The sequence below is a fragment of the Providencia sp. PROV175 genome (genome assembly GCF_032707045.1).
GTDB classification, from domain to species: Bacteria; Pseudomonadota; Gammaproteobacteria; order Enterobacterales; family Enterobacteriaceae; genus Providencia; species Providencia hangzhouensis.
The window spans coordinates 2168561-2195496 of the sequence record NZ_CP120533.1 but is presented as its reverse complement, the minus strand read 5'-3'; the positions used below and the strand labels follow the sequence as shown (position 1 = coordinate 2195496).

Below are 26936 nucleotides of genomic sequence, written 5' to 3'. Positions count from 1 at the left end.
TTAAACTTTATCTGAGTTAATATTCGTTGGTCTAATTCGATTTTCGCAATCATATTCTAATGAGCCTGGGTCCTTCCCGCTCTCTTGTGTCTTTCTTTCTTCCACACATTTCATTTGAATTTGCTGCTTACTTTGAATTAAACGGATCGCAAAATAAATATCCGGTACCACTAATAAATCATCATCTGAACGGTTGATTTTATTTTGTTCTAACCAACGATTAAGAGAAGTTCTACGCCCAGCTAATACCAAAGTCACCCCTTTCGCCTTCAAAGATGTCACAATATCATTCAATGTGGAAAATACGCTCACATCATTATGCGTAAAGCTGACAGCAGCATCAACAATCACCCAAGCGGGTCTTTTATGTTGATTATCTAAATGTTTATTTAGCCGCTCTTTAAAGTAATTCACATTAAAATAGGTAAGCGGAGAATTGAAACGATAAATTAGGACACCATCAACTTCTTGAATATCATTTTCTGATGTCATCGAGTGCAACATACCATGCTCATCAACGCCTAATAGTTGATCTGTTGGCCTAAATATAATTCGGATAAACTGTAATAAACCTAATAAAACGGCTAAGCCTACACCACTAATCAAACCAACTACCAACACTGCGCATAAAGTAAAAACACATAAGAAAAAAGCTTCTCTATTGCGTTTACGCATTGATAAAATACTGCGTAAACTGAGCAAGGAATAAGTTGAAATAATTAAAACCATCCCTAAAGCAGGCATAGGGATATATTCCAATAAATTCATAGAAAAAAGTAAAACAGCTAAGATGGTCACCGCGGCAACGAGGGAAACCAACTGTGTTTTCCCTCCCATCATATCATTAACTGCTGTACGGCTGCTCGCAGCACTCACTGCAAAACCTTGACCAAAAGCAGAAGCAATATTTGCCATTCCTAATGCTCTTAATTCTTGGTCTGCATCCACGGTATAGCCATTTTTGCTTGCAAAACTTCGCGCTGTCATCATAAAGCTTACAAAGCTAATCACTGCTAAGTTTAATGATGGAATGACAAGATCTCTGAGTAACCCTGGCGGAAAATCAGGCATAGGTATATAAGGAAGTCCTTCACCTAAATCCCCAACCGTGCTAATTCCATATTGCTCAAGATTAAATAGAATACTGGCTGCTGTAGCCAAAACCATTGCAATTAATAGGGACGGCCACTTACTCCTTACTCGCTTAATCACTAAGGTGATTACCAATGTTGCAATAGCCACTAATAATGTCGGAATATGTGTTTCCATTAGCGCTAATGGAAACGCTATTAAGCGTTCAATAAACCCTGAAGGTAAAGTCGTAATACCAAATATTTTACTGATTTGGCTGACTATAATCGTAAGAGCTACCCCATTTAGTAAACCTTGCAATATCGGCCTCGATAAAAAATCAGCAAAGGTACCTAAACGAAACCTTGCTGCAATCAAACACCAAACCCCAGTCATAAAACTCATGACAATAATCAATTGCCAACGAACGGTTTCATCCCCCATTGCGAGTGGTGCGACTGCGGCTGCAATTACAGCACATGTTGCGGCATCAGGCCCGATAATCAATTGTTTCGACGTACCAAATAACGCATAGAAAAACATCGGTAAAATACATGAGTATAATCCGACAATGGCATTCACCCCCATTAATTCGGCATAGGCAATAGCCACTGGCAAAGCAACTGCAGCGACAGACAAACCCGCTTTAACATCAGGGCCTAAGTCTGTACGTTGATAGTTAAATAGCGTTTTTAAACCTGGCATCCAGACAAATAGCTTTGCCTTTATCATGGGAGAAAAGTACCTATAAATTAGCAAGTTAAATTATTTTATGTATTACTTATATCCGAACTAATAAAGTTTATCTAGAAGTAAGTCAAATAATCGTAAAATAGTGCAAATATGATTGGTAACAAAACATGTTTATTGGTAAAAAGGTGCAAACTTTTAACAATTAAAGCCAAAATCGGTTAAACTACTCCATTATCTTTACGTTGAGGCGCTGTATTCACTGTTATGAAACAACTTATTGATTTTATTCCTTTGGTAATCTTTTTTATAGTCTATAAAAGATACGATATTTTCTATGCGAGTGGCGCACTAATGGTTACCACTCCTTTAGCGTTATTAGCTACCTACCTTATTTATAAAAAAGTTGAGAAAGTTGCAAAAATCACCTGTGCAATTGTGATGAGTTTTGCTGCGTTAACCCTTATTTTCCACAGTGATGCATTTATTAAATGGAAAGTCACTATCATCTATGCTGCGTTTGCTGGCGCATTACTCTTTAGCCAATGGTTTACTGAAAAGCCCCTAATTCAGCGCATGTTAGGCAGTAATCAAGAAATAAAATTAGCAGATAGTTATTGGAACAAACTCAATAGTGCATGGGCAATATTCTTTATTTTCTGCGCATTACTAAACATTTATGTTGCTTTCTGGATGGCGCAAGATATTTGGGTGAATTTCAAAGTCTTTGGTCTGACAGCGGGAACATTAATATTTACAGTACTGAGTGTGGTCTATATTTTTAAAAATATGGTTAAAGAGCCTGCAGAAAAACACGAAGAATAATTAAAAATTAGAGTTAAAAACCTGCTAATTGTCTATCGATTAGCAGGTTTTTTTTTCTTATTAATAGCGCTTGTCACCAAATGCTTTTTCAATTTTTTTATCTGTATTGTACTGCGATAATGCGTATACCGACCATATGGCAGCGGGTAGCCAGCCAATTAACGTGATCTGTAGAATTAAGCAAATGACCCCAGCAAAGGGGCGCCCTATCGTAAAAAATTGCAACCAAGGTAATAATATTGCCAGTAACAATCTCATTTCATACCTCTAAATTAATCAATAAAATTTATATTATTGAGTATAGCCAATTCAATCAACTGACTAAATATAAAAAACACTTCTTGCTTTTTCTTTGCAAAAGTTGATCTTTTTACCAAGAATTAGACGCTGTTTATTAATAATCGGTACCATATTTGTCTTATTTTTGCAGCAATTCAATCAAATAGCTATTATCAATCAATAACTGTATGGTTCAGGTTTACTATTGCATATGTAATTTGTTATAAATGCAAAATCAAAAGTAATAACCCTTTTAATAAGAGTCAGATATGCAATTGCCGAACGGTGAGTTGGTTTTACGTACATTAGCCATGCCCGCAGATACTAATGCGAATGGTGATATTTTTGGTGGCTGGTTAATGTCACAAATGGACATTGGTGGGGCTATCTTAGCAAAAGAAATAGCGCTCGGACGAGTTGTTACTGTGGCAGTTAATGGCATTAAGTTTCAAAAGCCCGTTGCAGTTGGTGATGTTGTTTGCTGCTATGCACGTTGCTTAAAAACAGGAAAAAGCTCAATTACCATTAATATTGAAGTTTGGGTAAAAAAAGTCGCAACGGAGCCTGTTGGGCAACGTTACCGTGCTACTGATGCGGTATTTACTTATGTCGCAGTTAATGATGATAGTACCTCACGTTCATTACCCAAAGAAAAACAACATTTTCAGTTAGCGAGTTCAGATCAAAAAACTAACGAAGCATAAGTTTTTTGCTCCACTCATTATATAAAAACTAAAAAGCACCATCATTGCTGTGGTGCTTTTTTATACAACCTAATGTTAACCATTAGACTTGGCTAACAGTGCCATCTAATTTGAAATAAATTTCAGTCACGTAGCCTTTTGCAGGTTGCTTTTCAAAAGTCCAACGGTTCATTGCACGTTTAACATCCCGCTCGAATAAACCTTTAGGTGAGGCTTCGACAAATTCAATATTTGTCACTCGTCCACCATCATCAATATCATAACGAACTTTCACATATCCTTCTTTACCTAAGCGACGCGCGCGTTCAGGATAGGAAGGAGCTTGTTTATGCAGAGCCCTCGGGCCGCCTTTCTTAGTCGATTGACTATTACTTGCCCCTGTATTGTTTGCAGTTTTAATTGGACTGTTATTCGTTTTCGGCGCAGTAACGTCTGATTTAAGATTATTCATCGCCAATTGCTTTTCAACTGGCTTAACATCTTCTTTAATTTTTTTCTTTTCTTCCTGTTTTGGCTTAGGCTTTTTCTTTACCTCAGGTTTCTTCTTGGGTAATGCAATAACAGGTTCAACTACCGGTTCGGGTTCAGGTTCTATAATGGGCTCTGGTTCCGGCTCTACCTGTGTTTCAACCTGCTCAACGGGCTCAGAAGCAGGTTCAGGGGCGGCAAAAGCAATCATAGAAATCGTCAATGGTTCAGGGTCTCTGACCAAGTTAGGTTGATTAAAAATCCATGCCATTGCAAGACCCGCATGAATAGATAATGAAACGACGATAATTAAAGTCCAACGCATCCAACGCATATGCAATTTCTACCCTACACCTGTCTACCAAAAAAGAATATGACTGATAGTTTAAATGCAAATAGCAATCATATTCAATAAGGTTTGTCATACAAAGTGAAAAATGTGAGTGTACGCTGTAATAACCTTACTCAATCCATTGGGTAAAAAGCAGGGAATGCCGACGATGGTAAATGTCAATTTTACGCATTGCATAGATGCGCATGTTTCGCCTTGAATGCCCTTCTAGCCAGCGTCTACGGCGACGTAGGGATTGTCTTAACATACGCCAACGCCCTACTTCATGCCTACTACGTCTCATTTAATTGTGTCCTTTTATCGTCTAAAAGTTATTAGAAAAAAATATTATATTCCTTTGAAAAAAAGAACCAAGAGGAACTTTTTATGTCATTTCGGTGCACTGCTTTTAATTTCATGATGATAAAATCAATTAACGAAACTATTTTTCCTAACAAATTACTCTATTTCACGAAGCTTTTACTGCAGAATTTTGCTAAATTCTATTAAGTTGATATTTTACTAACAGTTTTTTTAGCTAATCTATCTTTTTTTGAACCTTTTTCTTATCAGTGAGGCATCTGACCCGTTATGGCAACCGTCTATACACTTATGAGTTGGCTTCTGTTCTTCCTATATTGGCTAATTATTGCAGCAATTACAGTCCGCATTTTAGTCAAAAGAAGGCCGGTCACCTCAGCCATGACATGGCTCCTGATCATTTATATTCTGCCATTAGTCGGGATTATTGCCTATGTCGCCTTCGGTGAACTTCACCTCGGTAAACGTCGAGTCGATAAAGCTCATGATATGTGGCCTTCCGTCGCGACATGGTTAGAAAACTTACGAACTTCAAAACATATCTTCGCCACTGATAATAGCCCCGTCGCTGAACCATTATTTCAGTTAGTTGAAAAGCGCCAAGGTATTGCTGGTGTTAAAGGCAATAGAATTCAACTTTTAACTACCTGTGAAGACTCATTAAAAGCGATTGTCAACGACATCAACAATGCCCAGCACTCGATTGAAATGGTCTTCTATATTTGGCAACCGGGTGGTTTAGTCGACGGTGTTACCGAAGCCTTACTTAATGCCGCTAAACGCGGTGTTAAGTGCCGGATTATGGTGGACTCCGCGGGAAGTTGGCATTTTTTCCGTAGCGATTACCCCGAAAAAATGCGTGCTGCAGGTATTGAGTTTGTAGAATCATTAAAAGTTAATTTGATGCGTTTCTTCTTGCGTCGAATGGATTTACGTCAACATCGTAAAATAGTGGTTATCGATAACTATATTTCATATACAGGCAGTATGAATATGGTTGACCCTCGTTATTTTAAACAAGATTCAGGGGTTGGTGAATGGGTTGACATTTTAGTACGTATGGAAGGCCCTGTGAGTACCACATTAGGTATCGTGTATGCTTTTGACTGGGAAATGGAAACCGGCCAACGCGTACTCCCACCACCGCCTGACAGTAATATTATGCCTTTTGAACAAGCGAATGGGCATACAACACAAATTATCGCCTCAGGACCGGGCTTCCCTGATGAGTTGATTCAACAGTCACTGATGACCGCGATGTTCTCTGCGCGCAAACAACTGATCATGACCACCCCTTATTTTGTGCCTAGTGATGACCTTTTGCATGCAATTTGTACAGCAGCAATGCGAGGTGTCGACGTCAGTATTATTATGCCAAGGCAGAATGACTCATTCCTTGTTCGCTGGGCAAGCCGCTCATTTTACAGTGAATTATTAGCTGCTGGTGTTAAGATTTATCAATTTGAAGATGGTTTATTACACACGAAGAGTGTTTTGGTTGATGGCGAGCTTAGCCTTGTTGGTTCAGTAAATCTTGATATGCGCAGTTTATGGCTCAATTTTGAAATAACAGTGGTCATTGATGATAAAAGTTTTGGTAGCGATCTCACGCTAGTTCAGTATGATTATATTGCGCGTTCAACTCGTTTAGAAATTGAAGAATGGGAACAACGTCCGTTCTGGAACCGTGTCGTTGAACGCATTTGCTACTTCTTTAGCCCATTGTTATAAATTAAGTTAATTAGGAAAGGTCATGACTGAAATACAAAATACACCTTTAATCGATGAAGATGACATCATTGAAATGGCTTATGACCTTTTTCTTGAAGGGGCAATGGATAATTTAGAGCCCGCTGACCAATTAATTTTTGCTTTGCAGTTTGAAGAGTTAGGTGCCGCAGAAATTGTTCCTGTTACCCTTAATTGGCAAGAGATGATTACTGAAGAGCTTAATTTAAACCAATTAAGTGAAGTGGTTATTGGATTAGCTCAAAGCCCTGACGCCGAATTAGACGATATTTTTGCTCGCGTATTAATTAGCCGCCACCCTTCTAAACCGTTTCACCATATTTTTTGGAAGAAATAGTTGATTAAAAGGGACATTTCGTCCCTTTTGGATTAATTAAAGTAGAAACCCCCTAAACGCCATTCCCTTTCGCCCATCACGAGAAAACAATCACAATGGGTCAATTTTCAAACAAGACACCGCATGTTTGAAACTCCCTTCTAATAATGGCCTTGTTTTTGCACACTCTTCATCCGCTAATGGGCAACGGGTTCTAAATACGCAACCTGAAGGTGGGTTAATGGGTGATGGCAATTCACCCTCTAAAAGTTCTATTACCTTATTTTTTTCTTTATCGGGATCAGGAACGGGCACTGCTGACATCAATGCGCGTGTATAAGGATGTAAGGGATTATTGTATACCTCATCATAGGTACCAAGCTCTACGGCATGCCCCAAGTACATCACTAAGACACGGTCAGAAATATGCTTAACAACCGCCAAATCGTGCGCGATAAAGATTAGCGATAATTTCATTTCACGTTGTAATTCTTGCAATAAATTAACAACTTGTGCTTGAATTGACACGTCTAATGCAGAAACTGGCTCATCGCAAATCACGAGTTTAGGTTCTAAAATCAATGCTCTTGCGATACCAATACGCTGGCATTGCCCTCCCGAAAACTCATGGGGGTAGCGGTTAATCAAATTTGGTAATAAGCCAACCCGCATCATCATTTTTTTCACTTTTTCTGTGATTTGTGATGGTGGCATTTTAGGATGATAAGTTTTTAATGGCTCAGCGATAATGTCACCGATGGTCATTCGCGGATTAAGCGAAGCCAGTGGATCTTGGAAAATCATTTGAATATCACTGCGAACACTGCGCCACTCTTTATCAGTTTTACCTAATAAATTCTGCCCCAACCAACTTACCGTACCATCCGTTGCTTTAACTAACCCAATAAGTGCTCGAGCAAAAGTGGATTTACCGCACCCTGATTCCCCGACTACACCTAATGTTTCACCTTCATATAAACGAAGTGTTACGCCATCTACCGCTTTAAGACTTTTGTTTGGTTGCCAAAACCACTTTTTTTTATCTCGAATCTCAAAATGGACTTTAAGGTCATTCACTTCGAGTAAAACTGGTCTATTTTCATGGGTACTCATACCAATTCCTCCAGTGGCTTAAAGCAGGCACGTAACCGCGTTTGACCAAATGTGGTTAATGCAGGTTCTTGGTCAACACATTGCTGAACTGCATATTGGCAACGAGGTGAAAATGGGCAGCCTTTGGGTAAACGTAATAAATTAGGCGGATTGCCGGGAATGGTAGCTAAACTTTCGTCATCACCATCGAGGCGCGGAACAGCAGCTAACAAGCCAAGTGAATATGGATGAGATGGATGATAAAAGATATCCTTCGCAGTACCGTACTCCATCGTGCGTCCTGCATACATCACTAGGACTTTATCACATACCCCTGCGACGACCCCAAGGTCGTGGGTGATCAAAATGATTGCAGTATCAAACTCTTGTTTTAACTCATTGAGCAACGTCATGATTTGCGCTTGTACAGTCACATCAAGTGCTGTCGTGGGTTCGTCAGCAATTAACAGCTTTGGTTGGCATAACAGGGCCATTGCAATCATGACGCGTTGTCTCATTCCTCCTGAAAACTCATGTGGATACATATTCATACGCTTACGTGCTTCAGGCATTTTAACGGCATCTAACATACGAACTGATTCTTCGAAAGCTTCTCTTTTACTCATGCCTTTATGTAACATGAGAACTTCCGACAGCTGTGTACCAATTTTCAAATAAGGGTTCAATGATGTCATTGGGTCTTGAAAAATCATTGAAATCTCTTCCGCTCGCATACGGTTTAATTCTTTTTCTCTTAAATTCAAAATCTCACGGCCATTAAACATGGCAGAGCCATTAATTCTGCCATTTTTGGCGAGTAAGCCCATGAGTGCGAAAGCAGTTTGTGATTTTCCTGAGCCTGATTCACCAACTATGCCAAGCGTTTCCCCCGCACTTAATTCAAAGTTCAATTTGTTTACGGCGGTAACCTCACCATCTTGAGTTGCAAATGTCACACTGAGATCTTTCACGGATAACAGAGGGCTTTTCATTGAGTTATTTAACATATTATTCCCTCTAGCGATCTTTCGGGTCGAGCGCATCACGCAGCCCGTCACCGATGAAGTTAAAACAAAATAACGTAATGACTAAGAAACCGGCTGGTATCAGTAGCAACCACGGCGTCACTTCCATTGAGTTCGCCCCATCACTTAATAACGCCCCCCAACTACTTAACGGCTCTTGTGTGCCTAAACCTAAAAAGCTTAAGAATGATTCAAACAAAATCATACTTGGAACTAATAATGAGGCATACACCACGACGACACCTAAAACGTTAGGTACAATATGACGTAGAATAATCTGCCGCGTACTAACACCACAAACAAGCGCTGCCTCAATAAATTCCTTACGCTTTAATCCGAGTGTTTGTCCGCGAACAATACGCGCCATATCCAACCAAGACACCATTCCTATCGCCACAAATATCAGTAAAATATTGGTCCCAAACAACGTGACAAGGAGGATCACAAAAAACATAAATGGGAAGGAATTTAAAATTTCTAATATACGCATCATGATGGAATCCACTTTTCCACCCACATAACCCGCTAATGAACCGTATAAAGTGCCTACCACGACTGCGACTAAAGCAGCAGCAACCCCCACCATTAAGGAAATTCGCCCACCTATCGCGACACGCACTAATAGGTCTCGGCCTGAAGCATCCGTACCAAAATAATGCCCGGTTGCCATATCCGGTGGCATTGACATCATTTCCCAATCGGTGTCGTCGTACAAAAAAGGCGACATCATAGGAGCAAAAATCACAAATAGAGTAATTAACAACAATACGCATAAGCTAAATATTGCCGCACGGTTGTGCATAAAACGGCGCCTTGCATCTTGCCATAAACTGCGCCCTTCAATATCTAGCTGCTCTGAAAAGTTTGCCAGAGCTTCACTATTTTTTTGGTTCGATAGCATCGTGTTTCTCCGACTTAATAACGAATTTTAGGGTCAATAACTGCGTACAAAACATCGACAATCGCATTAAACGTAATTGTCAGTACCCCAACTAAAATTGTTAAACTCAATACCAGTGAGTAATCACGATTAAGTGCGCCGTTAACAAAGAGCTGACCGATCCCCGGTAACCCAAAAATAGTTTCAATTACCATCGAGCCAGTAATAATCCCCACAAAAGCGGGACCCATATAGGAAAGCACAGGAAGCAACGCTGGTTTAAGCGCATGGCGTAAAATGATAGTTCTTAGTGGTAACCCTTTAGCACGTGCAGTACGAATAAAATTAGAATGCATAATTTCGATCATCGAACCGCGTGTAATACGGGAAATACTTGCAATATAAGCAAGTGAAAGTGCAACCATTGGTAGCACCATGTGTTTTAGGTTTCCACCATCCCACCCACCACCAGGGAACCATTTCAAATGAATGGCAAAAATCAGCACCAATAAAGGTGCCACAACAAAGCTTGGGATAACAACCCCCGTCATGGCAAACCCCATGACTGTAAAGTCCCATTTGGTATTTTGGTTGAGTGCGGCTATCACCCCAGCAGAGACCCCAAATAGAACAGCAACAATGAATGCCGTTGCCCCTAATTTTGCAGAAACAGGAAATGCTTTAGCCACTAAATCATTAACACTGTAGTCCTTGTATTTAAATGATGGGCCAAAGTCACCTTTGGAAAGCTGAATTAAATAATTAAAATACTGCTTATACATGGGATCATTTAAATGATATTTAGCTTCAATATTTGCCATCACTTCCGGTGGCAATTTCCGTTCACCCGTAAACGGGCTCCCTGGGGCTAATCGCATCATAAAAAATGAAATGGTAATCAGAACCAAAAGAGTCGGAATGGCTTCTAACAACCGACGAATAATAAATTTCAACATCGCTCTTTCCTACTTCTATTGCCTAAATAGGCGAACATCTGGCTCCAATAAATGGAGCCAGAACAACTATATTAGTGTTTAATAATGTACAGATCTTTAGTATGCAGGTTATCTAATGGATCTTTGCCACTATACCCCCCCACATAAGGTTTCACTAAACGCGTATTAACATAGTAGTAAAGAGGAACAATACCTGAGTCTTTATCGAGTAATTTTTCGGCTTGCTGATAGAGTTCAGCACGTTCATCATCCGTTTTGACTTGCAATGTTTTTTTCATCACTGCATCAAAATCTGTATTTTTATAATGAACAGTATTATTACTGCTGTAGGAAAGTAACATATTGAGGAAAGATGAAGGTTCGTTATAATCCGCACACCAGCCTGCGCGTGCCACATCATAGTTACCTTGATGTCGGCTATCTAAGAATGTTTTCCATTCCTGATTTTCTAGTTTCACTTCTGCGCCAATATTTTTCTTCCACATAGAAGAAGCGGCGATGGCAATACGCTTATGTAAGTCTGAAGTATTATACAATAAATTGAATTTTAGAGGGTTGGCTTTGTTATATCCCGCCTCTTCTAGCAGCTGTTTCGCTTTTTCATTACGCTGCTCTTGGGTCATATTCGCATACCAATCCGGTTTTTCTGTTTTCATTCCACTGGTAAATGGTGGAGTGAACCCATACGCAGGAATATCCCCTTGGGCTTTGACTTTATACGTAATCGTATCTCTATCCATAGATAGTTTTAATGCTTCACGAACACGAGGGTCATTAAATGGCGGTTTTTCATTATTAATTTCATAATAATAAATACATAGATATGGGTTCACACGTAACTCATTCGGCATGTTTTGTTGTAAACTTTTGAACTGCTCAATAGGTAAGTTACTGTATGTCATATCAATTTCGCCACTGCGGTAGCGGTTTACATCAGTGACTTCTGAAGAAATAGGTAAAAAAGTCACTTGGTCAATAATGGTATTCGCATTATCCCAATAACTTGGGCTACGCTCTAATACAATACGTTCGTTTACCGTCCAATCCTTTAATTTATATGCTCCATTACCTACAAAGTTTTGTGGTTGCGTCCACTTAGCACCATGTTGCTCAATGACTTTTTTATTGACTGGCGACATGGATGAGTGAGCTAATAATTTAGGAATATAAGGAACGGCTTCACTCAGTGTAATAACTAAAGTTTTGTCATCAAGAGCTTTAATACCAAGTTCTTCAGGTTTTTTCTTCCCAGCGATAACATCGTCAATATTACTAATATGGGCATATTGTAAATAGCTTGCATAAGGCGATGCAGTATCAGGGTCAGCCAATCGTCGCCAACTATACACAAAATCTTCTGCCGTGACAGGGTCACCATTAGACCATTTCGCGCCATCGCGAATTTTAAATGTCCACTCTGTAAAATCTTTATTTTCCCAGCTTGTTGCCGAGCCAGGTAAAATTTCGCCATCAGGCCCCACTATTGTGATCCCTTCGAAAAGGTCTCTTGCTAAAGCAGATTCCGGCACCCCTTCTATTTTATGAGGGTCTAACGATTGCGGCTCAGAACCGTTGTTGCGAACCATCACTTGCTTTTCAGCCAGTTCAACGCCCGCAGGAACCGTTGCTGCAAAACTTGTTGCTATAGAGCCCATTGCCAGCCCAGCCGTTACGCTAAGCGCAATAATCGATTTATTGATTAACTTACTCATCTTATCGGTTACTCCCATACATAATTATTATGATTGTGTGTTGATACATGTTCACCCAGTAGATGAACACTTTTTATAATTATTTAGATATTATTAATTAGGTTCACTTATATATAACCGTTTAATATCCGTATAATCAAGAGGGTCATTACCTTTAAATCCACGAACACTCGGTTTTATCATTCGAGCACTGACGCGATAATAAACAGGAACAATAGCCGAATCATTGTCTAGCAAGGCTTCCGCTTGCTGGTAAATTGTATGGCGAGATGAAGAGTCCGGTGCTGTTAGCGCTTGCTCAAGCAAGGCATCAAACGCTGGATTATTATAAAAAGTGGTATTATTACTATTTTGAGACAGCATCATGTTCAAAAATGCGGTTGGCTCGTTGTAATCGGCACACCACGTTGCTCTGGCAACATCATAATTTCCTTCATGGCGGCTTTGTAATGATGTTTTCCATTCTTGGTTTTGCAGCGTCACTTGCGCACCAATATTTTTCTGCCACATGGACGCCGCAACAATAGCTTGCTGCTTATTTTGATCTGATGTGTTGTACAGTAAAGCAAATTTCAATGGGTTTTCTTTAGTATATCCGGCCTCAGCAAGCAAATCTTTAGCACGTTGATAACGTTGTTCTGCTGATAAATTTGCCCATTCCGGTAAGGTAAAATTACCATTATTAATAAAACTTGGCGTAAAGCCATAAGCGACTTTTTGCCCTTGAGCGATAATTTTATTGGTTATTGTTTCTCTATCTAATCCTAACTTTATTGCTTCACGCACTCTTGGGTCATTAAACGGGGCTTTTTGATTATTTATCTCATAATAGAACGTGCACAAATAAGGCCGAACATACAATTCATTCGGCCTCTCTTGCTGCATTTTTTTATATAAAACAGGTGGGATTGCAGAGTTAGAAATATCAATTTCACCGCTACGGTAACGGTTAATATCACTCACTTCGGAGCTAATCGCTAAAAAGGTCGCTTGCTCAATACGGCTATTTGGGTTATCCCAATAAAATGGATTTCGTTTGATAACAATACGTTCATTTACTACCCAGTTATCCAATACGTATGCCCCATTTCCAATAAAATTCTTGGGTTGGGTCCATTTATCACCATGTCGTTGAATTGCTGACTTATTCACGGGCTTCATAGACGTATGAGAAAGCATATCAACGAAATAAGGCACTGGGTGGCTCAACGTAACTTGTAAATGTTGCGGGTCAAGCGCTTTCACACCCAGCGCTGTTGCCGGCATTTTTCCCGCTAAAATCGCATCTGCATTTAAAATATACGCATTTTGTAAATAACTGGAGTATGGGGAGCCAGTATTTGGGTCAGATAAACGTTGCCAGCTATACACAAAATCTTCAGCGGTTACAGGTGTCCCATCACTCCACTTTGCATCTTCCCGCAAAGTAAAAGTCCACGTAGTGAAATTTTCATTACTCCAACTTTTAGCAACCCCAGGAACTGCTTTACCGTCTACATCGGTATACACTAAACCTTCTAATAAATTTAATATCACATTGCCTTCTGGAACCCCTTCCACTTTGTGGGGGTCTAGTGATGTCACTTCTGAGCCATTGTTAATTGTAATAACCTGTTTTACTTTTTCCGTGGCACTAGCCTGTAATGTAACAACTAATAAAGAAAGTACACCAAAACCAAGTGTTGATTTGAACATTCTATCCCTCATGATTCATCAATAGCGCTATAACCTCATTTGCAGCCATCTTTACGCTGATATTTAAGCCCTGGTACCGCTATTTCCTTATGGGCAATCCACTTCATGAACTCAAACAATTAAAACAATTAATTAACATTGATCAGTTAAAAATTTTAAGTAAATTTTAAAAAAATAGACGTGAAATTTTAATTTCTCTTATATTTCAATACACTAAAATCAATTTGGCTATCCACCATAAAATAATCCCCAAGCTCTTTTCCAAACATATCATTAACAAACACCAATTAGAATAGTGAATAAATTTACGTAGCTCACAATTCCTTACTTTTTATCCCTGTTTTAGCAAAAAATGCCACATATAATTACAGGTATCATTTTTTTTATGTGTGATTATTAATAGCTAAAGTTTTATTAAGCCATTTAAGAAAGAGAAATGTGCTATCTGTATAGCAAAATTGATGTGTGTAATATGAGGTAATTAGCGGCAGGTATGGCTGCAAATAGATATAGTTTGCAGCCATTAAAAGAAAAGAGATTAGATTACAATAAGCCCGGGAATATGGCCTTAACACCTGTCACAATAAACTCTATACCCAATGACATCAGTAATAGACCCATGATACGCGTTACTACGTTGATCCCTGTTTGACCTAAGTAACGAACCAATAAAGACGCTGAGCGGAATAATAACCAACAACAAAAGGCAAATGCGATACTCGTCAACGCTAAGCCTAAAAAGTTTTGCCACCCATGCCAGCGAGATGACCAAACAATACAAGAACTTATTGCACCAGGCCCTGCCATTAGGGGTAAAGCCAAAGGCACAACACCAATGCTATCTCTAACCGCAGTTTCTGTTTTTTCTTGTTTATTTTGTTTGTCTTCCCCAATTTTACCGCTGATCATTGACATCGCTATTGTGACGATCAAGATCCCACCAGCAATACGGAAAGAATCAATTGAGATACCAAACAATTGCAATATTGAGTCACCAATTAATAATGATGTACATAAAATGATAGCAACTGATGTATTTGCAATAGTATTGGTTTTATTTCTCCCCGCATTACTTTGATAGTTTGTCATACTAATAAACACAGGCAATATGCCAACTGGGTTTACGAGTGCAAACAAACCAATAAAAAATTTAATATATCCCGATAAATCAAGTAATGCGCTACTCACCCATTCATTTCCTTAAGCAGTTCTCTTTAGAGATTTATTGATATCTTTTATAATTTTACCACCGATGTCATTAATTTCCTTGAGCAAAACAATATTTTCTTTAACTTGCTAAATTTGCTTAGTATTTAGTTAGATATACATAAATTATCTGCACAAGTTGTTTTGATAATATTAAATTAAGTAATAGATGAACAACATTTATTCAACTTGTGCATAAATACACGTGCTGAAAGGAGTCAGCTTGACATTTTCGTGACCTAGATCACTTTATTTAATTACCGTTTTGTTAATCTACTCTTAACTGATAGACAGAGCTAATTAGGATATTAACTCAGTACGGAATAAGGTTTTTAAGCCAATAGGCGATCATGAGCAGCGTTATTATAGATAACATCTATACTTTTATCTTTAAGCATTTCCTTGTTCTATCGATGCATTGCTCATTGGCTTAAAAAGTTTAACATTTATCAGGAGTAATCTATATGTCCGTAACTAACGTTACCGAACTCAATGAACTCGTTGCTCGTGTCAAAAAAGCTCAACGTGAATTCGCTACTTTTTCCCAAGAAAAAGTTGATGAAATCTTTAGAGCCGCGGCTCTCGCTGCTGCTGATGCACGTATCCCTCTAGCAAAACTTGCTGTCGAAGAATCTGGAATGGGTATTGTTGAAGATAAAGTGATTAAAAACCACTTCGCTTCAGAGTATATCTACAATGCTTATAAAGATGAAAAAACCTGCGGCACGCTATCTGAAGACCCAACATTTGGGACAATCACCATTGCTGAGCCGATTGGTATTATCTGTGGTATTGTGCCAACAACTAACCCAACTTCAACCGCGATTTTTAAATCACTTATTAGCTTAAAAACGCGCAATGCTATTATATTCTCCCCTCATCCTCGCGCTAAAATTGCTACCAACCGCGCGGCACAAATTGTGCTTGATGCTGCAATTGCAGCTGGTGCACCGAAAGATATTATTGGTTGGATTGATTCCCCTTCTGTTGAGCTATCCAACGCTTTAATGCACCACCCTGATATTAACCTGATTTTAGCGACCGGTGGACCAGGCATGGTCAAAGCTGCTTATAGTTCTGGAAAACCTGCAATTGGTGTTGGTGCTGGTAACACCCCTGTCGTTATTGATGAAACCGCAGATATTAAGCGTGCTGTCGCGTCTATCTTGATGTCAAAAACATTCGATAACGGAGTTATTTGTGCATCTGAACAATCCGTTGTAGTCGTTGATGAAATCTACAATCAAGTTCGCGAGCGTTTTTCAAGTCATGGTGGTTACCTGCTACAAGGAAAAGAGCTTAAAGCGGTTCAAGATATCATTTTAAAAAATGGTAACTTAAATGCCGCTATTGTTGGCCAACCTGCTTATAAAATTGCTGAAATGGCCGGTATTACCGTGCCAAAGACCACTAAAATATTAATTGGTGAAGTAAAAAGCATCGATGAGTCAGAACCGTTCGCACATGAAAAACTTTCACCATTATTAGCAATGTACCGTGGTAAAAACTTTGAAGACGCGGTTGCCAAAGCAGAACAACTTGTCGAAATGGGCGGGATCGGTCATACCTCTTGTTTATACACTGACCAAGATAACCAACACGAACGCGTTAACTATTTTGGCCAAAAGATGAAAACAGCGCGTATTTTAATCAATACGCCAGCATCTCAAGGTGGTATCGGAGACCTTTATAACTTTAAATTAGCCCCTTCTCTTACTCTAGGTTGTGGTTCTTGGGGTGGTAACTCCATCTCTGAAAACGTGGGTCCAAAACACCTAATCAATACCAAAACTGTGGCGAAGAGAGCTGAAAATATGTTGTGGCATAAACTTCCGAACTCAATCTACTTCCGCCGTGGTTGTCTACCTATCGCCCTTGAAGAGATTGCAACTGATGGTGCAAAACGCGCCTTTATCGTAACCGATGGCTATCTGTTCAATAATGGTTATGTTGATGAAGTGGTTAACGTTCTCAAAAAACATCACATTGAAACTGACGTTTTCTTTGAAGTTGAGGCAGACCCAACATTAACTGTTGTCCGTAAAGGTGCAGCACAAATGCAAGCATTCCAACCTGATGTGATCATTGCATTAGGTGGTGGTTCACCAATGGATGCGGCTAAAATCATGTGGGTCATGTATGAACACCCAGAGACTCATTTTGAGGAATTAGCATTACGTTTCATGGATATACGTAAACGTATCCACCGCTTTCCTAAAATGGGCGTTAAGGCTAAATTAGTTGCTATCACAACAACTTCAGGTACAGGTTCTGAGGTCACCCCATTTGCTGTAGTGACTGATGATAAAACGGGCCAAAAATATCCATTAGCAGATTATGCATTAACGCCAAATATGGCCATTGTTGATGCCAACTTAGTCATGAATATGCCTAAATCTTTAACTGCTTTCGGTGGTTTAGATGCTGTCACCCATGCGTTAGAAGCTTATGTTTCTGTTTTAGCTAACGAGTTTACTGATGGTCAAGCACTTAAAGCACTAAGCTTATTAAAAGATTATTTACCAGCAAGTTACCATGAAGGTGCTAAAAATCCTGTAGCCAGAGAACGCGTACACAACGGTGCGACACTTGCCGGTATTGCATTTGCAAACGCATTCCTAGGTGTATGTCATTCAATGGCACACAAACTTGGCTCAGAATTCCATATTCCTCATGGTCTCGCTAATGCTCTATTAATTTGTAACGTTATCCGTTTCAATGCTAATGATAACCCAACAAAACAAACTGCATTTAGCCAGTACGACCGCCCTCATGCGCGCCGCCAATATGCAGAAATTGCGGATCATTTGGGACTCACTAACGTCGGAGATCGTACTGCTGCGAAAATTGAAAAATTACTCACATGGTTGGAGGAAATGAAAGCCGATTTAGGTATTCCTAAATCTATTCGTGAGACTGGTGTTACTGAAGCTGACTTCTTAGCTCGCGTAAATAAACTTTCTGAAGATGCGTTTGATGACCAATGTACAGGAGCTAACCCTCGTTATCCTTTAATTTCTGAAATTAAACAGCTATTACTGGATTCTTATTATGGTCGCGAGTTTGTTGAGCACCAAGACGCACTTGTGATTGAAAAAGAGGAAAAAAAAGCCCCTCAGAAAAAATCAACCGTAAAAAAAGAAGCAGAAAAGAAAAGCACTAAGAAATAATGTTAAGCACATAATTTAAAAATAAAGGCACTGCAATAATTGCAGTGCCTTTTGTTTCGTTATTTAAAATCAATTGCTATAAAAATGTAGAAATCAATATCATATAAAATGATTTAACTCACTGAGTTATATCATTAATAGCCATAATATCCGATAACTGAATCCTGTTTTATTCTCTACACTAGATTATTTCTGTTTACCTAAAATGGAGTGGTTTCTTAGGTATAACGCCTTCATTCATCAACTGAGCCTGTTTTATTGCTTCTGAATAGTGTTTACGACAAACAGAGATATACTTTTCATTACCGCCTATATCGACTTGTAGGCCTTCATATACAGGCACCCCATCACTTCCTATACGCAATACCTTACTCGCCTTACGTCCGCAATAACAAACTGTTTTTAGCTCAACTAATTTATCAGCCCAAGCAAGCAAGTATTGACTGCCCTCAAATAATTGCCCTGCAAAATCGGTACGCAACCCATAGCATAAAACTGGAATATCCTCGTTATCAACTATGTCACATAATTCTTCAACTTGTTTTTTTGTTAGGAATTGGCATTCATCAATAAGAACACAATGGACTTTTTGTTCACTATTTTCTTTTTTTATCAGTTCAGCCATATTTGTTGTTGTTGAGTATAATAACGCTTCCGCTGATAAGCCTATGCGCGATGAGACTTTTCCTTGTTCAAAACGGTTATCTATCTCTGCTGTAAAAATAACCGTACGCATCCCTCTTTCATTATAGTTATACGATGATTGCAATAATGACGTTGATTTTCCCGCATTCATAGCTGAATAATAAAAGTAAAGCTGAGCCATTTAGCTGTTCCCTCAAAATTAATATACGTAATAATTTTACCATAAAACTAGCTTTAGGATTAACAATAATGGTGTAGATGCTGTTTACTTATTGAAAATTGAACTTTTCCCAGTTCAGTTTATACCTTATTGCTTATACCTTATTGCAAATATTGCTTAGCTTGCGGGCAAAAAAACCAATTTGATATTAACTATAAACAGTTTCAACTAAAGCACATTCCGCTAAAAAACATCATCAAAAAAAGAAAATTTAAGCGAGTCTATCCCTTCAATTCATTCCGAGTAAAAGTAAAATGAGACCCTCCTCTTCTTTTTTGAATTATTTAATCACTAAGATTTTAGCTTATTCCTATTTTTCGTTTAGTTCAGTTATTGATAATAGCTATATATATATCTACGAAAAGTTTATTTTTCTTTTGTAAAAAAATTGCATTCGTTAAAGATTACTTTTAAACTAAGGATGTAATTTAGCTATTGCAGAATTTAAAATAGCATTCTATTATTACTGTACACATGCCAACAAATAATTTGAGACCAGGAAAATGAGCGAATCATTAAAAGCGTTAAATAACATCCGTACTCTTCGTGCTCAAGCTCGCGAAGTAACTTTAGAATCTTTAGAAGAAATGCTGGAAAAATTAACCGTCGTTGTTGAAGAACGTCGTGATGAAGAAAGCCAAGCTCGCGCGGAATTAGAAGAACGTAACCGTAAATTGGAAAAAGTTCGTGAAATGATCCTTGAGCAAGGCGTAGATTTAAATGACCTTCTGCAAACAATGGATTCAGGTAAAAGCACTAGCACTCGTGCTAAACGCGCTGCACGTCCAGCTAAATATAAATATGTTGATGAAAATGGCGAAACCAAAACTTGGACAGGCCAAGGCCGTACTCCAGCAGTAATCAAGGTTGCCATTGAAGAACAAGGCAAATCTTTGGATGATTTCTTAATCTAATAGCCTCAACATGTATTTTAAACACCCTTTTATAAGGGTGTTTTTATTTAATCCTTTATATATTATTTATATTAACCTGCACTAAGAAAAAGCCCTTATCTATTATAGCTACAGTCTTTAGCACTAAAACCGCATAACTGCCGCTCCCTACTTCAATTAACTGTTCTGTTTTAAGCTGTTACGACGTATTACGCCATCTACCAAATAATCATGATAAATAAAAGCATAGCAGTAAAGATATGTAAGCTTAATTAGATAAACTTAAATATTTTTCAGTGATTCTATTTATGTAATGAAGTTGTATGCTAATTTTTGTACTCTCACCACTTATAACGTGTACAGACTGAACAGCTCAAGTCAGAATGTTCCTCTTTATACTTGGTATTTTTGTTAATAATTTATTTATCTACGTATAAAAAAAGGCTAACAAATTAAGTTAGCCTTTAATAAAATTTATTGCGGAATTTTATTTTGCTGAATTCAATGATACTGATAATTTCTTCAGCCACTGGGTAAACTCATCTCCCAGTGCATCATGCTGCATTCCATATTCAACGAACGCTTTCATATAACCTAATTTATTTCCACAGTCATGACTTTTACCACATAAGTGGTAGGCCTCTACTGGCTCATTATTTTCCATCATTAATGCAATAGCATCGGTTAATTGTATTTCATCCCCAGCACCTGGCGCTGTTTTGGCTAATGCATCCCAAATCTTTTCAGATAAAACATAACGGCCAACAATAGATAAATTAGATGGAGCTTCTTCACGTTTTGGTTTTTCAACCATACGAATAATTCTTTTACTATCTCCAGGTTCTAACATTTCTCCATTACAATCCACAATACCATAGTTAGATACATCTTCTTCAGGGACTGGTTCAACTAAAATTTGACTTGCGCCTGTTGACTCATATTGTTCTAGCATTTCACGCAAGTTAAATTTGGTTAAATCTGTACTGTAACGGTCTAAAATGACATCGGGTAGAATAACCGCAAAAGGCTCTTCACCGACTAAAGGTTTAGCACACAAAATTGCATGACCTAATCCTTTTGCTATTCCTTGTCGTGTTTGCATAATCGTTACGTGGCTTGGGCAAATAGATTGAACCTCATCCAATAACTGGCGCTTAACACGCGCTTCCAAGATAGCCTCTAACTCAAAGCTTGTGTCAAAGTGGTTTTCAATGGAATTTTTTGATGAATGTGTCACTAAAACAATTTCATTGATCCCAGCAGCGATACACTCATTAACAACATATTGAATAAGTGGCTTATCAACTATTGGTAACATTTCTTTTGGGATTGCCTTTGTTGCAGGAAGCATACGAGTCCCTAAGCCCGCAACTGGGATTACCGCTTTACGCACCTTGCGCTGTGTCATTTTTATCACTCCAGATATCATCTTAGCCTCTCGAATTTTACTAAAGTAACAAGAGGCATTTTAAGTGCGCAGAAGTATATCAGGAAATGTTCATGAATAAATAGCGACGAGTCCGAATAGAGTTATTCAGATTAAAAGAGTATACATTTTAGGTGTTAACTATGTTTCGGGGTTAAACATTAGTTTTATTTTCTGGCTATTATTGCGAATTAAACACTGCCAAGCATTTCCTTTTACCTCTAAATGATTAGATTGGTAAAATTTCAACGCTCCTAAAGGAAGGCTTCTAGATAACTTAACATGCGTATTTTCTGTCGTTATATCCGCTTCTAAACCTGCACTCGCCATAATAATCGCTTTATTCCGTGTATTAAAATACCCCAATAATAGCGGAAACTGGCCACTAAACCCCGAATCTTCCAGTAAATAATTTATTTGGTTAATAATCCTATCAATATTGGGTAATTTTTTTTCTGGGTGGCTTACCGCACTTTTCAGGAGATCATTGAACACGACTCTAATCAAAAAAGCAGCCATAATGCCTTCTTGAGGAGAGCGCTCAGTATCAATACAGTAAAAACCTATTTGGCTGTCTGAAATGGGCGCTAGGTCTAATAATAATCCAAAACGGTTAGCCTCATTAAGTTGGCGATAGTTAATTCGGTAATTATTTATAATTTGATGTACTGGTGCTTGTAACTGTTTTAATACCGCTAACAGTTCTTGAGTATCGTTTTGCATTAGTGTCGAAATCTGAGGGATTTCCTCTCCTAGCAGCTCTGTTAGGCTATTTTGCTCAGGATACAACGCAGAAAGGATTGTCACTTTAACTTCATCTAAATTTTTTATTGGCTTTAACAAAGCATCCTTTGCACCTAAGCGAAACATTCTATCTAACTGAGTGAAATCTGTTGTTGCTGTAATCACAATGACAGGAATATCAATATTACGCGCAACTAACGCTTTCATAAACGCTTCACCATTCATGACAGGCATATTTAAGTCACATAGAATGATATCAGGTTTGATATGGTCTATTGTTAACATCTCTATTGCTAATTGACCATTATCTGCGGTATAGATCTCAATACCCAGCGTTTCTAGGTAGTTTTTTAAAATTGTACAGAAGGTGATTTCGTCTTCTATTATGAGTATTTTTCTATTTTTCATAAAATACCTACTGCAAAAGCCTGGTTTAATTAACAATACAATTATTCATACGATAAAATCATTTATTCGCCATCATTTAAGTATAGTGACTTTTCAATCTTATACTTATTTTTATAGAGAGTGTTATGAAATCACAAGTAGAAGATAGGTGTTGCTGTGGCAACGAAGCACAATTTGAGCAATGCTGCGCTCCTTTTTTACAAGGGAAAGCTATTCCACAGACACCAGAGCAACTTATGCGCTCAAGGTATAGTGCTTATGTACACCAAGACGTCGATTATCTTATTAAAACATGGCACCCAGATTGCCATGCTCAAGAATGGCATCAAGAAATAGTCAATAGTTTTCCGAAAACATACTGGTTTGGTCTTCGTGTTATTAGTTCTTCTTATGCTAAAAATCCCAATGAAGCTTATGTCGAATTTTCGGCTTGCTTTATTGATGAAAAAGATGATCATAAGCAGCTTATTCATGAACGTTCGCGTTTTATTAAGATGGATTCGTGTTGGTATTATATAGACGGCATTACCCCCAAAGTCGGTCGTAATGATTTATGCCCTTGTGGCTCTGGTCAAAAATATAAAAAGTGTGGTCATCCAGACTAATTACCCTTTATTTAATGCCTGTCTAATGAGACACATTTAATACTCAACCCGTCATTTTTTCATATCGCTTTGTTAGTTAAGGATTAGGCTGTTTCATGCAACACAAAATTGTACAGAAGAAAATTCTCAGGACAATTTGCCCTGACGCGAAAGGATTAATCGCGAAAATCACCAATATTTGCTATAAGCACCAACTCAACATTGTACAAAATAATGAGTTTGTTGATCACCACACTGGCCGTTTCTTTATGAGAACTGAGTTAGAAGGTATTTTCAACGATGAAACATTATTAGCTGACCTCGATGATGCATTACCAGTTGGGTCTCAACGTGAATTAAACACAGCGGGTCGTCGTCGTATTGTCGTTATGGTTACAAAAGAAGCACATTGTTTGGGCGACCTGCTCATGAAGAGTGCTTATGATGGCTTAGATGTTGAAATTGCAGCGGTTATTGGAAACCACGACACGCTAAAAAACTTAGTCGAACAATTTGGCATTCCATTCCACCATATTAGCCATGAAGGCCTAACACGCGAACAACATGACGAAAAAATGACAGCGCAGATTGACCAATATCAGCCTGATTATGTTGTCTTAGCTAAATATATGCGTGTATTAACGCCTGCATTTGTGCAGCATTATCCAAACCAAATTATCAATATTCACCACTCGTTTTTACCTGCATTTATTGGTGCCCGCCCTTATCACCAAGCTTATGAGCGTGGCGTAAAAATTATTGGGGCTACTGCGCACTTTGTTAATGATAACCTTGATGAAGGACCAATCATTACACAGAATGTGATTAATGTAGACCATACATTCACAGCCGATGATATGATGCGTGCAGGGCGTGATGTTGAAAAAAATGTACTAAGCCATGCTCTCTATTGGGTCTTAGCTCAACGTGTATTTGTATATGGTAATCGCACCATTATTTTATAAGCCAATAATATAGCGGCTTATTTAACAACACTTTGTTGATTTAACACGCATTAAGAATAAAAAAACAGCAAACAACCATTTTATTGAAAATTAATGCTTTACAGCGGCGCGTCATTTGATATGATGCTGCCCGCTGTCAATGATTACAGCAACTCAAAATCTGGTGGGATACCCAAGCGGCCAAAGGGAGCAGACTGTAAATCTGCCGTCACAGACTTCGAAGGTTCGAATCCTTCTCCCACCACCATTTAATTGATTTCACCTCCTAGTTTATCAACAACTCCCATAAAACGATTTAATACACTTGAGTGTGACTTTGATTTATAGATATAACACACACTTTTCCCCAAAATTTTATTCAATGGTATATAAATTAATGATTTATCAATCAATTCTTCTTCTGGATAATGGTCTATTATGCCTATAAAATCACCATCTTGAATGAAACTTTGGCAACAACCAATATTATCCATTTGTCTCACACTCGTTTTATTATCAACCGTTTCAATTTTTGCTAATAAATCACTCATTAATGAACTTTTATAAAATGCGGGATCACATAGCCATGTACTTTTTTGTAATAGTGTAACAAGGTCATAATGGAATTTTTCATAAAGTTCTTTCCTACAATAGATACCTAATGGTGAGTTTTCTATTATTTTTTGTAATGAAAATCGCTCACTGACAACTTGTTCAGAGCTAAGAATAAGTGTATTACCATCATAATCGACAATTTCATCTACTTCATCATAATTAAACCTTAATATATTTACTTGCACATTATTTTGATGTGCTGATTGATATAAATTAATTAAATGGCTTTCCTTACCCCAATCATAATAAATATTAGCCTCATTTATTATATAACCAGAAAAATGTTTTTTTGTTATTTCTTTCTCCTGTAAATAAAGATCTCTTAGATCGTTATAAAGTTCTTGGCCATCCTTAGTTAATGTCATTCCAAATTTTTCTCGTTTAAAAAGCCGTTTTCCTAGGCTTGTCTCAAAGTCTTTGATTGACTTCGCGATGGGAGGTGTCGTACGGTTCATCACTCTTGCAGCCTTGCTTAACGAGCCATTCTCAACAACCGCCATAAACGCCTCTAATTTTCTTGAAAAGAACATATCTATGACCCCATTCAGTTTATTAAAATATTAATCAACATACTTAACTTTCTCATTAATAATTATATTGATTAACCCAGAAATTAATTCACAAAATAAAAAATCAAACTTGATTTTTTATTGAATGATTAACAATATTTCATAAAAGTATTTTTATAATTTCCATCATTACAAAGCAATATATTATATTGTTTCGATTGATTATTTTTTATTCCCCCACTATTAAATCACATTAAAATATAAATAACCAATTGACTTTAAATGAAATTAAAACTAGTTAATAATGATATTATTAATTTAGCTTTAATAGAAAACTAAACTCTAGCACCCATAATAAATTTAATTGGCCATAATATTTTTTGATTAATTAAATTTATTATTATTTTTATATTAACCACTGAATTTTGATACTATACCAAGAATAAGTTAAGCCATGAGCATTTTTATCATAGTCATTATCGTCTTTAAAACAATCTAACCGTTGAAACATACTCCGCGGGGTTACAGTATTGCTACCATCTGGTAGAATAAGCATAATAATCATAAAACTAGGTGATAAAAAACCATGAAATTCATATCGTTCAATATTAATGGCCTTCGAGCTCGCCCTCACCAACTCGCTGCAATCATCGAAAAACATCAACCTGAGGTTATTGGCTTACAAGAAACCAAAGTCCATGATGATATGTTTCCTTATGAAGAAGTTAGTCAGCTCGGCTATCATGTTTTTTATCACGGTCAAAAAGCGCATTATGGCGTAGCTCTATTAACTAAAAATGAGCCACTTGCTGTCCGTAAAGGTTTTCCAACTGACGATGACGATGCACAGCGTCGCATTATCATGGCTGATATCCAAACAGATCGCGGCCCATTGACGGTTGTAAATGGTTATTTTCCTCAAGGAGAAAGCCGTGACCACCCAACAAAATTTCCGGCAAAAGAAAAATTTTATCAAGATTTACAAAATTACATCACATCAACACAAACGGCCGAGTCACAGTTGCTCATTATGGGTGACATGAATATCAGCCCAACCGATCTTGATATTGGTATCGGTGATGCAAACCGTAAACGTTGGCTAAAAACCGGAAAATGCTCTTTTTTACCCGAAGAGCGTGAGTGGTTAGCTAAATTATTAGGCTGGGGTTTAGTCGATACATATCGTGCAAAAAATCCTGATGTTTCTGATTGCTACTCATGGTTTGACTACCGTTCGAAAGGCTTTGACGATAACCGTGGCCTACGTATCGATTTATTACTGGCCTCCAATAAACTCGCTGAGCGTTGTATTGCAACGGGTATTGATTACGAAATCCGCGGGATGGAAAAGCCATCAGACCACGCACCTGTATGGTCTGAATTTGACCTCTCAAAGTAAACTTTCTTACTTGTCATAATGCAAAAAAGGCGCCTTAAGCGCCTTTTATTGGTTTACCA

General features: G+C 38.0%; 24 protein-coding genes and 1 tRNA gene. 10 read left to right on the top strand and 15 right to left on the bottom strand.

Annotated elements, in window-relative coordinates; translation table 11 throughout:
• Window positions 1–1803 carry a SulP family inorganic anion transporter gene (locus P3L44_RS09650; RefSeq protein ID WP_140172210.1) on the bottom strand — a complete coding sequence of 601 codons (1803 nt, stop codon included), beginning with the start codon at window positions 1801–1803 and terminating at the stop codon, window positions 1–3.
• Window positions 1804–2028: 225 nt separating this feature from the next.
• On the opposite strand from P3L44_RS09650, the gene P3L44_RS09645 reads away from it, so the two are divergent.
• Window positions 2029–2586: a septation protein A gene (locus tag P3L44_RS09645; RefSeq protein WP_004254142.1), complete on the top strand. Its 558-nt coding sequence runs from the start codon at window positions 2029–2031 to the stop codon at window positions 2584–2586.
• Window positions 2587–2646: 60 nt separating this feature from the next.
• Here the strand turns inward: P3L44_RS09645 and P3L44_RS09640 are convergent, their stop codons facing one another.
• A complete protein-coding gene (locus P3L44_RS09640) occupies window positions 2647–2844 on the bottom strand; it encodes a YqaE/Pmp3 family membrane protein (protein ID WP_004254139.1) in 198 nt (65 codons plus the stop codon).
• A gap of 290 nt (window positions 2845–3134) precedes the next feature.
• On the opposite strand from P3L44_RS09640, the gene yciA reads away from it, so the two are divergent.
• A complete protein-coding gene (gene yciA, locus P3L44_RS09635; protein WP_004254136.1) occupies window positions 3135–3569 on the top strand; it encodes an acyl-CoA thioester hydrolase YciA in 435 nt (144 codons plus the stop codon).
• A gap of 82 nt (window positions 3570–3651) precedes the next feature.
• Here yciA and P3L44_RS09630 read toward each other — a convergent pair whose 3' ends face one another.
• Both P3L44_RS09630 and P3L44_RS09625 read right to left on the bottom strand, forming a co-directional pair.
• Window positions 3652–4371, bottom strand: a complete 720-nt coding sequence (locus tag P3L44_RS09630) for a TonB family protein (RefSeq protein ID WP_272661929.1) — start codon at window positions 4369–4371, stop codon at window positions 3652–3654.
• Window positions 4372–4498: 127 nt separating this feature from the next.
• Window positions 4499–4672 carry a YciY family protein gene (locus P3L44_RS09625; protein ID WP_004254127.1) on the bottom strand — a complete coding sequence of 58 codons (174 nt, stop codon included), beginning with the start codon at window positions 4670–4672 and terminating at the stop codon, window positions 4499–4501.
• Window positions 4673–4959: 287 nt separating this feature from the next.
• Here P3L44_RS09625 and cls point away from each other — a divergent pair, with 287 nt between their 5' ends.
• The gene (gene cls, locus P3L44_RS09620) at window positions 4960–6420 is read left to right on the top strand and encodes a cardiolipin synthase (RefSeq protein ID WP_094960524.1); all 1461 of its coding nucleotides are present in this window, start codon (window positions 4960–4962) and stop codon (window positions 6418–6420) included.
• Between the two features lie 22 nt (window positions 6421–6442).
• Complete coding sequence (locus tag P3L44_RS09615; protein WP_004254123.1) at window positions 6443–6775, top strand: HI1450 family dsDNA-mimic protein; 333 nt, start codon at window positions 6443–6445, stop codon at window positions 6773–6775.
• A gap of 90 nt (window positions 6776–6865) precedes the next feature.
• Here the strand turns inward: P3L44_RS09615 and oppF are convergent, their stop codons facing one another.
• The 7 genes from oppF to P3L44_RS09580 form a co-directional block, all read right to left on the bottom strand.
• The gene (oppF, locus tag P3L44_RS09610) at window positions 6866–7867 is read right to left on the bottom strand and encodes a murein tripeptide/oligopeptide ABC transporter ATP binding protein OppF (protein ID WP_272661928.1); all 1002 of its coding nucleotides are present in this window, start codon (window positions 7865–7867) and stop codon (window positions 6866–6868) included.
• Window positions 7864–8853, bottom strand: a complete 990-nt coding sequence (locus P3L44_RS09605) for an ABC transporter ATP-binding protein (protein ID WP_036957694.1) — start codon at window positions 8851–8853, stop codon at window positions 7864–7866. The genes oppF and P3L44_RS09605 overlap by 4 nt, the downstream gene beginning before the upstream one ends.
• Window positions 8854–8863: 10 nt before the next feature.
• Entirely contained in the window at window positions 8864–9772 is a 909-nt protein-coding gene (oppC, locus tag P3L44_RS09600; protein WP_004254117.1) for an oligopeptide ABC transporter permease OppC, read from the bottom strand.
• A gap of 14 nt (window positions 9773–9786) precedes the next feature.
• Entirely contained in the window at window positions 9787–10707 is a 921-nt protein-coding gene (oppB, locus tag P3L44_RS09595) for an oligopeptide ABC transporter permease OppB (RefSeq protein WP_094960523.1), read from the bottom strand.
• 71 nt (window positions 10708–10778) lie between these two features.
• Window positions 10779–12419: an oligopeptide ABC transporter substrate-binding protein OppA gene (oppA, locus tag P3L44_RS09590; protein WP_036957693.1), complete on the bottom strand. Its 1641-nt coding sequence runs from the start codon at window positions 12417–12419 to the stop codon at window positions 10779–10781.
• A gap of 93 nt (window positions 12420–12512) precedes the next feature.
• Entirely contained in the window at window positions 12513–14126 is a 1614-nt protein-coding gene (locus tag P3L44_RS09585) for an ABC transporter substrate-binding protein (protein ID WP_197932659.1), read from the bottom strand.
• A gap of 531 nt (window positions 14127–14657) precedes the next feature.
• On the bottom strand, window positions 14658–15302 hold the full coding sequence (locus P3L44_RS09580) for a YchE family NAAT transporter (RefSeq protein ID WP_004254112.1): 645 nt from the start codon (window positions 15300–15302) through the stop codon (window positions 14658–14660).
• Window positions 15303–15784: 482 nt separating this feature from the next.
• On the opposite strand from P3L44_RS09580, the gene adhE reads away from it, so the two are divergent.
• Entirely contained in the window at window positions 15785–18490 is a 2706-nt protein-coding gene (adhE, locus tag P3L44_RS09575) for a bifunctional acetaldehyde-CoA/alcohol dehydrogenase (RefSeq protein ID WP_272661927.1), read from the top strand.
• 196 nt (window positions 18491–18686) lie between these two features.
• Here the strand turns inward: adhE and P3L44_RS09570 are convergent, their stop codons facing one another.
• Complete coding sequence (locus P3L44_RS09570) at window positions 18687–19316, bottom strand: thymidine kinase (protein ID WP_004254108.1); 630 nt, start codon at window positions 19314–19316, stop codon at window positions 18687–18689.
• Window positions 19317–19858: 542 nt separating this feature from the next.
• On the opposite strand from P3L44_RS09570, the gene hns reads away from it, so the two are divergent.
• Entirely contained in the window at window positions 19859–20269 is a 411-nt protein-coding gene (gene hns / locus P3L44_RS09565) for a histone-like nucleoid-structuring protein H-NS (RefSeq protein WP_004254106.1), read from the top strand.
• A 466-nt stretch (window positions 20270–20735) separates the two neighbouring features.
• Here the strand turns inward: hns and galU are convergent, their stop codons facing one another.
• On the bottom strand, window positions 20736–21656 hold the full coding sequence (gene galU / locus P3L44_RS09560; RefSeq protein ID WP_036957689.1) for a UTP--glucose-1-phosphate uridylyltransferase GalU: 921 nt from the start codon (window positions 21654–21656) through the stop codon (window positions 20736–20738).
• 159 nt (window positions 21657–21815) lie between these two features.
• Entirely contained in the window at window positions 21816–22826 is a 1011-nt protein-coding gene (rssB, locus tag P3L44_RS09555) for a two-component system response regulator RssB (protein ID WP_140172215.1), read from the bottom strand.
• A 125-nt stretch (window positions 22827–22951) separates the two neighbouring features.
• Between rssB and P3L44_RS09550 the strand changes: the two genes are divergently transcribed.
• From P3L44_RS09550 to P3L44_RS09540, 3 genes are all read left to right on the top strand, one after another.
• Window positions 22952–23431 carry a YchJ family protein gene (locus P3L44_RS09550; protein WP_140172216.1) on the top strand — a complete coding sequence of 160 codons (480 nt, stop codon included), beginning with the start codon at window positions 22952–22954 and terminating at the stop codon, window positions 23429–23431.
• 95 nt (window positions 23432–23526) lie between these two features.
• On the top strand, window positions 23527–24375 hold the full coding sequence (purU, locus tag P3L44_RS09545; protein WP_004254090.1) for a formyltetrahydrofolate deformylase: 849 nt from the start codon (window positions 23527–23529) through the stop codon (window positions 24373–24375).
• A gap of 162 nt (window positions 24376–24537) precedes the next feature.
• Window positions 24538–24622, top strand: a tRNA-Tyr gene (locus P3L44_RS09540).
• 1 nt (window position 24623) lies between these two features.
• Here P3L44_RS09540 and P3L44_RS09535 read toward each other — a convergent pair.
• Complete coding sequence (locus tag P3L44_RS09535; RefSeq protein ID WP_094960519.1) at window positions 24624–25499, bottom strand: LysR family transcriptional regulator; 876 nt, start codon at window positions 25497–25499, stop codon at window positions 24624–24626.
• A gap of 565 nt (window positions 25500–26064) precedes the next feature.
• Between P3L44_RS09535 and xthA the strand changes: the two genes are divergently transcribed.
• Window positions 26065–26877, top strand: coding sequence for an exodeoxyribonuclease III (gene xthA / locus P3L44_RS09530; RefSeq protein WP_094960518.1), 813 nt, complete (start codon window positions 26065–26067; stop codon window positions 26875–26877).
• The last annotated feature ends 59 nt before the right edge of the window (window positions 26878–26936 follow it).